This is a genomic window from Frankia canadensis, from assembly GCF_900197875.1.
GTDB classification, from domain to species: Bacteria; Actinomycetota; Actinomycetes; order Frankiales; family Frankiaceae; genus Frankia; species Frankia canadensis.
Genome location: NZ_FZMO01000092.1, coordinates 1 through 13804, shown reverse-complemented (window position 1 = coordinate 13804; position 13804 = coordinate 1). Strand labels below are relative to the sequence as shown.

Sequence of the window (13804 nt, the reverse complement as noted above, 5' to 3'; positions counted from 1 at the left end):
CCAGCTCGACCATCCGGTCGAGGTCCTGGCGAGCAAGCGGGATCAGGCTGATCTGACCCGTGCTGATGGAGCGCAGGAACGCGGCCTCGGCACGGGTGCCCTTCTCGCGTTCGAGCATGAAGCAGACTTCGGTGAGGACGGGATAGGGAACGAGGAGCGGCCGGGGCGTGCGCCGCATGAGTGCGACGCTGCGGGCATGGTGCTCGTCGTCGCTGTCTGCAGCGGCGATCAGCGGCCCGGTGTCCCAGACGATCACTCGGGGTCGCGCCCGAGTTCCGCGCGCAGGATCTCAGCCGAACGGGCGGCGAGATCACCCTTGCCACTGGCCAGCGCGCCGACGAAATCCGGCAGTGGCCACTCGTCGCCGCCGTCGTCGGTGGGCGCGCTCTCGCGCACGAGCGCGAGGATCGGCGCCACCTGCGACTCGGGTAGGCGGTCGATCAGCTGTGCAGCTCGTCCCGCAGGGTGCTCACCTGCCCAGGATACGACCGACCCATCGCCCGCAACCGAGATCCACCGGGACGCGAGCCACACGACGTACCGCCGTCTTCACACGCAAGCGTGTTCGACCTGGAACGGGAGCGCCAACGCGACCACTACTGTAAGCCGACGATCATGGCTATGGGATGGCGTGAGGCGTCTGGAGCCGCCAGATTCGGAACGCCTGTTCGATGCACTGGATAATGTGGATGTCGACGCGGTTACTGGACATCGTCCCTGGTAAGGGCCCGGGTAGTGACCGGTCGGACGGTGATTTCGGGGCCAGCAACCAAGATCGAACGGTTCGGATGCTGGTACACATGGTCCACCACGCTCCGTATCCACCGTCTGACCTGGACAAATAGGTCCGGCCTATCGTCTGGAGTGGTCGGCGGGTTCCGTAGGTGCAGGTCAGCAGGCGCGGGGCCGGTTCGTACAATGCCGGGATTCCCGAGCCGACCGACTCCAGCGGTGACTGTCGGTGCGGGATTCGGGTCGCCTGGCGTCGGTTGTGGTTGTGCGAGGTTGCTCGCGCTGGCGACCTGCGCGCTGTTGGTGGGTACCGGCCGTTCGTGAGTATCGCGACCCGGCGTGATGTGCTGTACTTGTTGCCACATTCAGCGTCGATGGCACGACGAGCGGCGACAAGACTCTGGGAGCTGTCCTATTGAGCGTCCTTGCGGGCGGTGAAGCGGAACTGGATCTCGCCGTCCTCGATCGTGGCGTTGCTGAGGCCGGCGGCGACGAGCCTAGCCGCCAGCCGGTCCGGATCGACCGGGACGAAGACGTCGCCCACGTGGGCGTCTCGGATCCTCGGCACGTCCTTGCCGTCGACGCCGACGAACGTCCCGCCAGGCCGCAGCATGCGACAGACCTCCGCGAACAGCCGGTCCTGATGGTCGGGGGAGGGCATGTGGTGCAGCATCGAGAACGCCGTGACGGTCGAGAATCGGTTCGCCGGCAGGTCGGTCGCGGTGGCATCGGCGTGCAGCACGCGAGTTCCGGTGCCAGCCAGCCGTTCGGCCAACGCCGCGGCGAGGCTGGCGTCGAGCTCGACCGCCGTGACGGTGAGGACCCGCTCTCGCAGCAGATCGGTGGTCAGCCCCGGACCCGGACCGATCTCGAGCACGTCGTCACCGAGGTCGACGACCCGCGTCAGCCACGGCAGCAGGTCCCGGCGCAAGGTCTCGGCCCATTCCGGGCTGGCCAGGTACCGAAGGTGACCTTCGTTCATCTCGTCACGTCCCTTGTTCATGGGTCTCGCGCAGGTCGAGTGGAGTCGATGCGAGCAGGCCGTGCTCCCCGCTCTCGGTCATGTCTACGCTCCTGCCGTGACGGCCGTCTCCGCGAAATCGGCCAGAGATTTGCCTAGAACGGACAGCTCTGGCCTCGTCCAGATGCGCCAGAACACCGATGTTGCGGCCGGCACCTACGCCTTCGACGGCGACACGGTCGTCCTCGGCGTCGCTGGCGGCGAGCTGGGCCGTGACGGGCTGCGGACCGGATGGCACGCCCACGACCTGCATCAGATCGAGTATTCGTTCCACGGCACGATGGGAGTCGAGACGTCCGCGGGCCGTTACCTGCTACCGCCCGCGCTGGGCGCGTGGATCCCCGCTGGCCTGCCGCATCGAACAAAGATCGCTAATCGGGTGAAGACGATGTCAGTCTTCTTCGACCCCGCGTTCGTCTCGCACACGGACAACCGTGTCAGGATCATCGCGGTGACACCCGTCATACGAGAAATGATCGTCTACGCCGGCCGGTGGCCGATCGATCGAGCGGTGAGCGACCCGGACACCGACAGCTATTTCCGGACGCTGGCCACTCTCGTCGCCGAACACCTCGACGCGGAGACTCCCCTCTGCCTTCCGCTCAGCGACGATCCGCTGGTCGCGGCCGCGATCGCCTACACGGACCGGTATTTGGCGCACGTCACGCATCCAGCGGTTTGCCGCGAGGTGGGTGCATCGGAGCGCACACTTCGGCGCAGATTCTTGGCCTCGACCGGGCTGTCCTGGCATGGCTACCTCGTCCAAGCGAGGCTGCTGCGGGCGATGACCATGCTGGCCGAGCCGACCTCGACCATCCTCGAAGTGGCCGTCGAAGTCGGCTTTGAGAGCCTGAGCGCCTTCTCGCGCGCGTTCACCCGCCAGACCGGCGAAACACCGTCCGCCTACCGCCGTCGCGCGACAGCGCGACGATGACCTGACCGGGCAGACCGAGCCCCTGGAACTACCCGGCGCACGGAACACATGTTCGATCCGGTAGATGATGGCGGCGGTTGGGTGTTCACTGGATGTCATCCCTGGTCAGGGCCCGTGTGGCGACCGGACGGACAGTGATTTCAGGGCCCGGAACCAAGATCGATCGGTTCGGATGCCGGTACAGAGGGTCCACCGCGTTCCGTCACGAACCACCTGACCTGGGTCGATAGATTTGATCTATCGATATGCGCCGCCTGGATGTCAATAGATGGACTGGTCAGATGCTCGCCTCGGTGGTTCGAGTCCCCGTTGGCTTTGATGTAAATGGCTACCGCTGGTAGTGACAGGGCCAGCGCTCGGCGGGCAGTCTCGGTGCATGCTCGGGCGACGACAATTGCGCTGTGTGCGCGGAATGGGTAGCGGACGTCCGACTTGAGTATGTCGCTGTCGAGGAGACGTTCGCTTTGCGGCAGCGGGTACTGCGTCCGAGCCTGACCGTCCGCGACGAGGTTGTCGGGACTGGCACGGTGATCAGGGAGGAATCGCCGTGGGGCGAGGCCGGGTGGCGGCTGCGTTGGATGGCCACCGACGTCGACCACCGGCGCTGCGGAGTCGGCGCACAGCTGCTCGCCTCGCTTGTCATGCACGTGGGTGCAGGGGGCGGGGGGATCCTGTGGTGTAACGCTCGGCTTCCAGCCGTCCCCTTCTACGAGCGGGCGGGCTTCACGGTCCGAGGGGAGCCGTGGGATGACCGGGATGCCGGCCCAAGCGTCGCTATGCGGCACGAGGCATTTGATCCAGTGCGCCATCTGCGGACGTGGCTGCCAGAAGGCGATGACGGCCAGGTGGCCGTTGATCTTCGTGACAGCCGGATCGCGGAGGTGTGTCGGCGCTACGGTGTCGCCGAGCTGTCCGTCTTCGGTTCGGTGGCGCGCGGCGACGACACCGACTCCTCGGACGGCGACCCGCTGTATGTACTGGCGCCCGGCGCGACGCTTGGCTTCGAGATCGTCGATCTCCGCTACGAGAACAGGGTTCCGCAACATCGCCGAGCACGCGTACTTCGACGTCGTCTGGTCCATCGTGTGGCGCATCGCCACAACCGCGCGCTACGCGATTCCGGCATGCGTCCATCAGCGGGGCGCTGGCTGCCGCACGTGAGAAGCGGCAGTCCGTCCTGTGGCTGGATGATCTGGAGCGCTACCTGGGTCCGGGCGGGCTGACCGTTCATCACCTGGCCGAGCTTCTCGGTCAGCCCGCTACTCGGACGGACGGGGCCGATCAGCTGGTGGCGGACAGAGTGGTGCTGGCGACGATGCGGGCCCAGGAGCATGCCCGTTTTCGTGGACGGCCCGACGCCTCGGGCGAACGCGCTGGCGGGGAGGGGTCGGCCGCGGGCCGGGAGGTACTGGGCCTTGCGACCGAGATCCGGCTGGCCCGTTCGTGGTCATCTGCGGAACTCGCTCGCGCCGAGCAGCTTCGGGATGATTCGGAGATCGCCTCGGCGTTGGAGCATGCCGATCGGTACGGCATCGCGGAGTACCTGGCGGCCGGACCGGATCTGCTCGCCCGGTGGCTGAACGGCTGGGCGCCGGGCGAGCATCCGCGCGGTGCTGCGCTTGTCGCCGCGGCCGTGGATGCCGGACGGGCGGGCTGCCGGACCGGCGCGCCGCTTTCGGTGCTGCGGGGCCTTCATGAGGGCTATCTGGCGGAACGCGGTGGTGAACGGCTGCGCCCGGAACCCTGGGAGCAGGCTGTCGCCTGGGCCACCGAGACGATCCTGGCCACCGCGAGCCTGCTCGCCAGTGACGGCGAGGACCGCTACAGCAGCTTCGACTATCTCCTGGATGCGGTGGACCTCGACCCCCAGGCGGGTCGCGTCCCAGAGGCCACATGGACGAGCCTGCTGCGCTGGGCCGGGCCCGAGGACGCGGCAGGCATTGGATGGGCTGCATGGGGGCGAGGGCATCCGACCCAGGCAGTCGCCGCCTTCCGCCAGTCTCTCGACGGCGGCTACCCGCCCGCCGCCGCGGGCCTCGCCCACTGCCTCGGCTACCTGTTCCAGGAGAACGAGGCAGCGGACGTCCTGCGTGCAGCTATCGAGGAAGCACGCCACGACTCGACCCGATTCGACCCCGCCGAGATCCACAGTCTGCGCATTGAACTGGCCTGGTGGACCGGGAATGCCGGCCACATCGACGAGGCGCTCCAGCTCGCCGAACAGGAAGCCGCCGACGCATCTGAACACTTCGGGCCAACTCACCTGATCGCCCTGAACAGCCGGCTTGTCCTGGCGCGCTGGGTCGGAAAGGCCGGCGACCCCCAGCGTGCGCTGGAGATCGCCCGCGAGGTCGCTGCCGGCTATCAGCGCGAGCTTGGCGATGACGACCCCGCGACCGCCTCCAGCCGCTTCGAGATCGCGCTCTGGACCGATGCTGCCGGCGACAGGGCCGGAGCGATCCAGCTCCTGCGAGACCTCGAAGCAGACTCCGTTGACCGGTGGGGCGACCACGACAGGCTGACCTACGATGTCCGTCGCTATCTCGCCGGTCTGTCTGCGGCGCAGGGCGACGCCGCGACAGCGTTGCGCCTGGCCGAACAAGTCGCCGCCCACGCGGCCGGAGCATTCGGTGACCGCGATCCTCAATCCCTGATGGCCTGCCTCGACGTCGCCCGGCACACCGGCGATACCGGCCAACCCGCCGAGGCACTCCGCATCGCCCAAGAGGTCTCGTCCATCGCGCACACCGACCTGGGAGGCGACCACCTCGTCGCGCTCGCCAGCCGCTTCGAGATCGCGATCTGGACCGCCGAAACCGGCGACCCGACCCGCGCCGTCGAACTCTGGCAGACGCTCATCGCCGACGCCGCACGGCTGCTCGGACACGCCCACGGCCTGATCCGAGACAGCGAAGCAAACCTCGCCGAACTCCGCGACCACCTGGCCGACCGCCCGCCGAGGGCCTGACCCCCAAGCGGCGCCGGTAGGCCAGAAAGGGTCACGACCACCTCGGCGACAGCAAGCTGGCCGGGCGGGGCGAGGCATCGCGACGGATAGAAGTCCGGTCGGGCGTTACAGTCCCACGAAAGTCGACCTGTGATGGACTGCATGTTTAATATGCTCGGCATCGTGGGCCAACCCATATCGGGTATGAAGTAGGTGCCGCCTCATACTGTCGCATGTGCGACGGATCAGATGGCTTCCGGCCGGCTTTTCAGGTTGTAGTATTGTCGCCACGCCTGGGACGTGCCCGACATTCCGACTGGACGTACCAAAGCCCATGGAAGCCGGGAAGGATTTTCCCCGGGGATAAAGGGTTTAGTCCAGCGGTATACGAACGGGATGTCGATTCAGGAATGACAGTGCGGGCCATATCGGCCCGCCTCACGTGAGACGGGAGCCATGACCATGCGTCTTCAAAAGATCGGCCTCGGCCTCACGACCGTCGCGGCTGCTGCGGGGCTTGCCTTCGGTGGCGCGGCGACGGCGAACGCGGCCACGGTGTCCTCCGCCGCCGCCCTCGGTGCAAGCGCGGACGGTGCGACCGGGCTGTCCACGTCCGTGGGCACGTCGCTGTCGGCGAGTGAGATCGCGCAGGTGACTGCGGCGGTTCAGGCCAAGGACTCGCTCGTCGTGGTCACCAGCGTGCGCAAGAACCCCGACGGCTCCTACCTCGTTGTCGGCACCAAAACCGACGCGACGGTGACCTACCAGGTCAGCGCGGACCTGAAGACCGTCACACAGCTCTCCGGCCCGGGCGCCTAACGCCGTGCCGGATTCGACCGGCTAGGCCCGCGGCCCCCGCGGCCCCTCACCATCCAGAGGATCTTCGACCGACTCAGGGCCGACCACAGGATGACCGACGTCTCCTACTCCACCGTCCAGCACTACGTCGCACGACGCCGCGACGAGCCACCACCACACCGAGTAATGGCGCGAAGGGGCTGAAGGCCACCGATCGCACTACGTTGATAACGACCGCATTTTCGGATCAATCCCGGTCGGCCAGGGCAAGACCGGCTTGAAGGTCACGAATGATCGTGCCGAGTTGGCCTGACGCGAGGAGCCCGGGTCCGAGCGGGCCTGACCGATTCTCGCCGACAGGCGGGAGGGTTCGCAGGGCGGCCCGGACCTCTGCCGTCGTGTGATCGAGCTGCCAGCGGATCTCGTCCTTGACGGCTTCTGGCCGGCCGGGCGCCGCCAGGCCGGCTGCTTTGGCTGCATACGCGGCGGCGCCCAGTGCATGCGCGCCCATGTGACAGATGGCTACGGCTTGACCGGCGGATCGGGCAGCGGCAGCCGCCGCGGGAGCCTTCACATCACTGGCAGCGACGCCACCGACGAATCGACGGCGGATCTCCTCGGCAGTGTTCAACTCTCCCCGAGCGAACGCCCGGGTCCGGGCGATGGCAGTGCGAGGGCGGTCATCCTTTGGAGCTTCGGCCTCGAACAGCCCCAGAACCCGCTCTGCGCAATCAGCGGCCCACGCGGCGACAAGACGTCTCTCGGCTTCGCTGAGCGTCTGTGGAGATCCCACCACGCTGACTTTACATAGCTGATCAGAAGCGCCGAGCGCCACCTCCCAGCGCGAGCGCCTCGGCGGCAGCTGCCACCCGGAGTGACGAAGCGGCCCGCCAGTGGGCAGATCCTGGTGGCCACCCACAGTCAGCGAACACCAGACCGTGTCATCGAACAGGCCCGCCCTGGCCAAGACCTCAATACACACTCTAGGCGACCTGAACGATCTCGACGGCTCCGTTGGCGACGTGAAGGTCGAAGGTCAGACCGGTGGCCTTGCTGAGCTTCGCCAGCGTTTCGAGCCGTGGCTGCGTCTCGGCAATCTCCAAGCGCGCAACAGCGGGCTGCTTGAGGCCGACCTGCTCGGCGAACGCCCGCTGCGTGAGGCCGTGCTCGACCCGGTATGCGATCACCTGGTTGGCGACCTTCCGGGCGAACGCCAGCGCATCCCACTCCTCGCGGAACTCCGGGTCCTGGCGGTGCTCTTCGATGACCTGGCCGAGGGTCTTGAGCTCCGACAGCTTCATCAGTCCTCCTTCAGGTCGTTGAGCCGTTCCACGGCCAGGGCGACTGCCCGCTTGTACTTCCGCATGTCATGGTGGCCGATGGCGCCAACGACGACGAGCTTTGCCCCCATCCGCCGGTAGAACGCCCGCCACGGGCTGTCGCCACCTCGGGGACGTAGCTCCCACAGGTGGTCGGCGCCCACGACGGCACTGGTATGTGGGAACGGAAGATCCGTGCCGCGTTCTCGCAGCTTGTCGAGGGCGTTGTCGATCGCTGTGCGCTCGTTGGCGGGGAGCTCGGCCAACTCGTCGACCGCATCAGGGTGGACCACGACGTCCCAGGACATGCAACCATGATAACGACCACGTTATTACCGTTGTGCCGGGACCTCAACCCCTGCCAGCACGGTCAGCGTCGTGAGTCCGCCCACGCGCCCACCCGGCCGCGGGGGGTAACGGGGCGGTCGTCACACGGCTGAGGGTGTCCCGCTGCGCGGCCTTCGGCTTGGCCTCGCCCTCGCGCAGGCCGCCTACGCCGGCCGTGTCGTCCTGCGGGCCACCGCCCGCCGGCCGGCGACGTCCCGCCGCCCCGTACTTCATCGGCGCGCTGCGTGGCCTCGACCGCTGGTGGACAGCCTCCGCGCCGAACGCAGCACCTCCGCCGGCCCGCCGTCCACAGCGAGTTGTCGGCTGCTGAACAGGCCGACGACCGACAGGTCGGCTGCGGGCGCCACGAGCGACGCTACCCACATCGGAACACCGAGACGTAGCCCGAGCGCGAGGACGTTCCTGACCCGCAGCAGAAGGTCAACGCGACCACGACGCTGACGATCACAGTCACGAGACGGGCCGGAGCGCCCGAGGCAGCCAGGTATACGGAACGCCTGTTCGATTCGATAAACGATGTTCTGGTTGGCGCGCTCACGGGGCATCGTCCCTGGTCGGGGCCCGGGTAGCGACCGGCCGCACGGAAATTTCAGGGCCCGCAACCAAGATCAATCGGTTCGTATGCTGGTACACATGGTCCACCGCGCTGCGTCACGAACCATTTGACCTGGGCATATAGATTGGATCTATCGATTTGCGCGGCCGGCGCACCGACCGATGGGCTGGTCAGACGCCCGGCTCGGTGGTTCGAGTCCCAGTTGGCTTCGACGCAAGCGGCTACCTACGGTCGCGACGGGGCCAGCGCTCGGCGCCATCCGGATCATGATCCTGTGCGCCTATGGCCCGGGGCGGCTGACCCGGACGCTCGGCCCTACGCGGCTGGGGCGGCGCTGTTGCATTGCGAGGACGCGGCGTACGCCGGGGGTCTCCGCGACCGCGGTCAGACGGCGCGTGCGAGCTCGGTGAACGCCGCAGCGAGCCGAAGGCGGAGCATCAGGTGCGGCAGACCGTGGGCGGGGCGGACGTGCTCGGGTTGGGTCGCCCGACGTCGCCGCGCTGGCCGCGGCGCTGGACCGCGCGCTACAGCCGCACGGGATGAGGAATCCCGACACCAGCGTAGGCGTCGTGGAGCAGATCCCCCGGCACGCCTCGACCGGCAAGCTCAAGCGGTTCATCTCGTTGCACGGCTCCTGATGGACTGGTTCTCCTGCACCAGGGCGTTCGGTTCCATGCAGGGTGAACCGCCGGCGACGGGAGCGGAGCCGACGGCCCACTGGGTGTCACTCACGTGACCTTCACCCGGCCCTGACCACGACGGGCAGCCGCCCGCCGCGTGGCCGGTACGCAGCTCAGCCGGTCGGCCGCAGGTCCGCGCAGCCGGACCCGTCTGGCAGCAGCGGGCGCAGACTCACCCGCCACTTCCTGCCACCCGACGTCCACGGGGTGGTGGTCGCGGCCGTGCGCGCCGCGGCCAGCAGCCTCGTCGCTTCGTCACCGCGGGCCGTCACGCAGCTCAGATCAGCGCCTCCACGGCTCCGGCACAGGCCGCGGTCACGAGAAGCAGAGGAACGAGGCCCGCCGCCAGACGGACGCCCCGGGTCACCACGCCCATGGCGCCCTATGTAGCACCACGGCAGCAGCGACCCCGATCACTGCCCCATCGCGATCACTGCCCCGTCGAGTACGGCGTCTCGGTCACTGGTTACCTCCTGCGGCCGGCCGGTTCAGATCCTCATGCTTCCGCCAGGCAGCCTGTGGCCGGGCCTCCCGTCAGCGGCGACTTATGACTTATGACGCTGGTAGTAGCGGGCCACGCGGGCACGGTTGCCGCAGCGGCTGGCCGAACACCAGCGGCGCCGGGGGTGCGCGGGCAGGAACAGCAAGACGCAGTCCTCTGCCGCGCAGGCCCGCACCAGGGCGATGGTCTGAGGGTTGGTGAGCAGGTCGGCGGCGGCCTCGGCGAGTTCGGCCGCCAGGCGCGCGCCGAGTGACCCGGCGCGCCGGGGGGTCGAGGTGACGGCGGTGCCGTCCCAGCCGAGTTCGCGGTAGGCCGGTGCGTCACCCAACGCCGAACTGAGCGCGTGTAGCGCCGCCCGGGGCGGGCACTCGCCGCGCCGGGCGTGGTCGATGGCCGTTGCGGAGTGCTCGCGGACGGCGTGCACGGCAGCGAGATCGGCCTCGGTGGGCGCCGTCACGGGCACCGGGGTGAGGAGGCGGTAGGCCTGGATGCCCAGCCACGCCTGGAGCCCGGCCGGGGTGGACAGCAGGTCCATCGGTCCGGCGGCGGTGTGTGGGCGGGTGTTGACCAGATCGAGGATGAGCGGCTCGCCGGTCAGCGGGAAGTCGACGTCGAGCATGCCTAATGCTACATCGACCTCTTGACATGTTAGTGAGCGATCGGCTACGACTAATGGAAACCTGCCATGAGGAGGCATGTGACATGACAGTCGCGCCGGTTCCACAGGTGGAACACCGCTTCGTCGACGTGGCGGGCGTCCAGGTCTTCTACCGCGCGACCGGGCCAGCCAACGCGCCCACGATGATGCTGCTGCACGGCTTCCCGTCGGCGTCGCACCAGTTCCGCCGGCTGATGGACGCCCTCGGCACCGGATACCGGCTGATCGCGCCCGACTACCCTGGCTTCGGCCACACGGAGGCGCCCGACGGGTTCACCTACTCCTTCGAGGCGCTGGCCGACATCATCGAAGGCTTCGTTCGGAAGCTGGGCCTGCGCCGGTTCGTGCTCTACGCGTTCGACTTCGGCGGTCCGGTCGGTTTCCGCCTGGCCACCCGCCATCCAGACTGGATCGCCGGTCTGGTGATCCAGAACGCGAACGCGTACGACGAGGGCCTGAGCCCGATCGCCCGCGAGCTGATCGCCAACCGGCCCGGTGTCGACGGCGCGGAGGAACGCGTCCGCGCCATCCTCACGTTGCCGGTCACCCGGAGCCAGTACGACGGCGGTGTGACCGACCCCGCCCTGATCGCTCCGGACGGCTGGACCCTCGACCAGCACTTCCTGGACCGGCCGGGACGTAAGGACGCGCAGGTCGACCTGACGCTGGACTACCACTCCAACGTGACCCGGTATCCCACCTGGCAGACGTACCTGCGTACCCACCAGCCGCCAAGCCTCGTCGTGTGGGGCCGCAACGACGCGTTCTTCACCGAGGCAGGTGCCCACGCCTACCGACGCGACCTGCCCGACGCTGAATTGCACCTGTTCGACACCGGCCACTTCGCCCTGGAGGAAAAGCTCCCCGAGATCGCTCCGCTGATCGCCGGCTTTCTCGACCGTGTCTGGCCGGTTGCTCCGATGAAGATCGCCGTCATCGGAGCGACCGGCCAGCTCGGCCGCGTCGTCGCTGCCGAAGCGACCGCCCGCGGCCACCACGTCACGCCGCTGCACCGCGACGCAGTCGACGTGACCGACCCGGTGTCCGTCACAGCCGCCGTCTCCGGGCACGACGCCGTCGTCGTCGCCGTCAAGGGGCCGGACCGACTGGTTCCCCGTGGCGCCCAGGCACTGCTCGACGCCCTGCCGGCCGCTGGCGTCGATCGGCTTGTGTTCCTGGGCGGTGGCGGGAGCCTCGAGTACGCGCCCGGCCTGCGGTTCGTCGACGGCCCCGACTTCCCTGCCCAGTACGTCCAGACCGCCCGCGACCAGGCCGAGGCTCTGGACATCCTGCGTGCGGCCAGCACCGCCGTGCGGTGGTCCTACGTCAGCCCGCCGCCGATCCACCTCGTCCCCGGAGACAGGACCGGCACCTACCGCACCGCCGCCGGCGACACCCCGATCGTCGACGCCAGCGGCGACAGTCGCGTCACCACCGGCGACTACGCGTCGGCCGTCCTCGACGCGCTGGAGAGCGGATCGTTCGTCCAGCAGCGGTTCACCGTCGGGTACTAGCCCGCCCATGAAACGGTCTCGGCTTCTGCTGGTCCTGGCCGCGCTGGCGGCACTCGGACCACTGTCAGTGGACATGTACCTTCCCGGGCTTCCCGCACTGTCCGCGGATCTGTCCTCGGGGACATCCAGCGCCCAGCTCACGCTTACCGCCTGCCTGGTCGGCCTGGCGGCGGGGCAGGCGGTGGCGGGACCGCTAAGCGACGCACACGGCCGCCGCCCACCTCTGCTCGCCGGCCTGGCGCTGTATACGGCGTCCACTGCGTTGTGCGCCGCGGCACCATCGGTCGAAACACTGATCGCGGCGCGGCTGGTACAGGGGGCGGCTGGCGGCGCCGCGATCGTGATCGGCCGGGCCGTCGTCCGTGACCTGTATGAGGGCGCCGCCGTGGCGCGGGTGTTCTCCGTGCTCATGCAGATCACCGGGGCCGCCCCGATCATCGCTCCGCTGGTCGGCGGGCAGGTGCTACGGCTCACCTCCTGGCGGGGGGTGTTCGTGGCCATCGCCATGCTGGGAGCGCTGCTCCTGCTCGCCACACTGCGCTGGACCGAGGAGACCCTGCCGCGTACCCTGCGGCGCGCCGGAGGCCTGGGTGAGACGGCCCGCAGCTTCGCCGCTCTTGTCGCCGACCGCGCCTTCGTCATGCCAGCGCTGGCCGGCGGTCTCGCGTTCGCGGCGATGTTCGTCTACATCGCCGGTGCCACGTTCGTCCTCCAGGAGCTCCACGGCCTGTCGGCCCAGTGGTTCAGCGTCGTGTTCGCCCTCAACGGCCTGGGCATCGTCGTCGCCGGTCGACTCGGTAGTCGCCTGCCCGCCCGGCGGCAGCTCACCGTCGGGGCGACCGTCTCCCTCGTGGGCGCGCTCGCGCTGCTCCCGGTCGCTGGGTTCGGTTGGAGCCTGGCCCTCCTGCTACCGGCGTTGGCGCTGGTAGTCGCGGGAGTGGGGCTCAGCATGCCAGGCAGCGCCGCCCTCGCTGTCGCCGGAGCGCCGCGGGCGATGGCCGGAAGCGCGTCCGCCCTGCTCGGTCTCAGCCAGTTCGCCATCGGCGGGTTCGCCGCGCCGCTGGCCGGCGGGTGGGGTTCGCGGGACGCCCTGCCGATGGCGGTGATCATCGCAGTTCTGTCCACCGCGGCCGCTGCGATGTCGCTTCTGTCTCCCGGTGGTCCCCTGGCCTCCGCCGGGTCCTCGTCCCCCGCCGGACCGGCGTTCCCCGGTGAGCCCGTGTTCCAAGACCAGTCCGTGTCCTCCGGCGAGTCGGGTGAGTCGGTTGATATGCCGACGGATGCCGCCGAGGGACGGCCGGCGGTGGCAGGGCTATCTGACCCGAGACCCGCGAGCCCTTTTCTCGCCGCTCCGGTCCAGCCCTCGGAACACCATCGAGTCGATTCCTAAATGAAAATCCTAGGTGCGTGATTAGGATCGGCAGACGTCGGCGGACAAATGTGGACGGGTATCCGACGATCCTTCAATCTTCGGGTTACCGGACGTGACCACTTGACCAGCCGCACTGACCCCGAATCCTTCTCGGGTTTACACGCCCGCCCCAGGTGACGGTGGACCGGCGCCGGGAACGTCCCACGCCTCGGCCGGTCCGTGGATGTGACTGTCGGCAGGACGGGCTGGGGTGCCCAGAACCGCCAGGTATACGGAACGCATGTTCGGTTTGGTGGGCGATGTTGCGGTCGGCGCGGCCACTAGGCATCGTCCCTGGTCAGAGCCCGCGAGGCGACCGGCGGGATGGTGATTTCAGGGCCAGCAACCAAGATCAATCGGTTCGGATGCTGGTACACATGGTCC

At 68.5% G+C, this 13804-nt stretch carries 14 protein-coding genes; 6 read left to right on the top strand and 8 right to left on the bottom strand.

What is annotated here, in order from left to right; all coding sequences use genetic code 11:
* The 3 genes from C1A33_RS09745 to C1A33_RS09735 form a co-directional block, all read right to left on the bottom strand.
* A partial coding sequence (locus tag C1A33_RS09745; protein ID WP_341477209.1) for a type II toxin-antitoxin system VapC family toxin occupies positions 1–256 on the bottom strand: 256 nt, incomplete at its 3' end.
* On the bottom strand, positions 253–417 hold the full coding sequence (locus C1A33_RS09740; protein ID WP_243407367.1) for a hypothetical protein: 165 nt from the start codon (positions 415–417) through the stop codon (positions 253–255). The genes C1A33_RS09745 and C1A33_RS09740, both read right to left, overlap by 4 nt.
* Before the next feature lie 727 nt (positions 418–1144).
* Entirely contained in the window at positions 1145–1714 is a 570-nt protein-coding gene (locus C1A33_RS09735) for a class I SAM-dependent methyltransferase (protein ID WP_101831192.1), read from the bottom strand.
* Between the two features lie 97 nt (positions 1715–1811).
* On the opposite strand from C1A33_RS09735, the gene C1A33_RS09730 reads away from it, so the two are divergent.
* The 4 genes from C1A33_RS09730 to C1A33_RS09715 all read left to right on the top strand — a co-directional run bounded on the left by C1A33_RS09730 (position 1812) and on the right by C1A33_RS09715 (position 6453).
* A complete protein-coding gene (locus tag C1A33_RS09730; protein ID WP_243407366.1) occupies positions 1812–2687 on the top strand; it encodes an AraC family transcriptional regulator in 876 nt (291 codons plus the stop codon).
* 401 nt (positions 2688–3088) lie between these two features.
* Positions 3089–3910 carry a GNAT family N-acetyltransferase gene (locus C1A33_RS09725; RefSeq protein WP_101831189.1) on the top strand — a complete coding sequence of 274 codons (822 nt, stop codon included), beginning with the start codon at positions 3089–3091 and terminating at the stop codon, positions 3908–3910.
* A gap of 77 nt (positions 3911–3987) precedes the next feature.
* Positions 3988–5655, top strand: a complete 1668-nt coding sequence (locus C1A33_RS09720; protein WP_101831188.1) for a tetratricopeptide repeat protein — start codon at positions 3988–3990, stop codon at positions 5653–5655.
* A 435-nt stretch (positions 5656–6090) separates the two neighbouring features.
* A complete protein-coding gene (locus C1A33_RS09715) occupies positions 6091–6453 on the top strand; it encodes a hypothetical protein (RefSeq protein ID WP_243407365.1) in 363 nt (120 codons plus the stop codon).
* 226 nt (positions 6454–6679) lie between these two features.
* Here C1A33_RS09715 and C1A33_RS09710 read toward each other — a convergent pair whose 3' ends face one another.
* From C1A33_RS09710 to C1A33_RS09685, 5 genes are all read right to left on the bottom strand, one after another.
* Positions 6680–7414, bottom strand: a complete 735-nt coding sequence (locus C1A33_RS09710) for a putative immunity protein (protein WP_207770241.1) — start codon at positions 7412–7414, stop codon at positions 6680–6682.
* 1 nt (position 7415) lies between these two features.
* Entirely contained in the window at positions 7416–7733 is a 318-nt protein-coding gene (locus C1A33_RS09705; protein ID WP_101831186.1) for a helix-turn-helix transcriptional regulator, read from the bottom strand.
* A complete protein-coding gene (locus C1A33_RS09700) occupies positions 7733–8059 on the bottom strand; it encodes a type II toxin-antitoxin system RelE/ParE family toxin (protein WP_101831185.1) in 327 nt (108 codons plus the stop codon). Before C1A33_RS09700 ends, C1A33_RS09705 begins: the two co-directional genes overlap by 1 nt.
* Before the next feature lie 1389 nt (positions 8060–9448).
* Positions 9449–9607, bottom strand: a complete 159-nt coding sequence (locus C1A33_RS09690; protein WP_243407364.1) for a hypothetical protein — start codon at positions 9605–9607, stop codon at positions 9449–9451.
* A 273-nt stretch (positions 9608–9880) separates the two neighbouring features.
* Positions 9881–10456 carry a CGNR zinc finger domain-containing protein gene (locus tag C1A33_RS09685; RefSeq protein WP_101831184.1) on the bottom strand — a complete coding sequence of 192 codons (576 nt, stop codon included), beginning with the start codon at positions 10454–10456 and terminating at the stop codon, positions 9881–9883.
* A gap of 83 nt (positions 10457–10539) precedes the next feature.
* Between C1A33_RS09685 and C1A33_RS38305 the strand changes: the two genes are divergently transcribed.
* Positions 10540–12009, top strand: a complete 1470-nt coding sequence (locus C1A33_RS38305; RefSeq protein WP_101831183.1) for an alpha/beta fold hydrolase — start codon at positions 10540–10542, stop codon at positions 12007–12009.
* A gap of 7 nt (positions 12010–12016) precedes the next feature.
* Positions 12017–13399: a multidrug effflux MFS transporter gene (locus C1A33_RS09675; RefSeq protein ID WP_101831182.1), complete on the top strand. Its 1383-nt coding sequence runs from the start codon at positions 12017–12019 to the stop codon at positions 13397–13399.
* Positions 13400–13804: the final 405 nt, after the last annotated feature.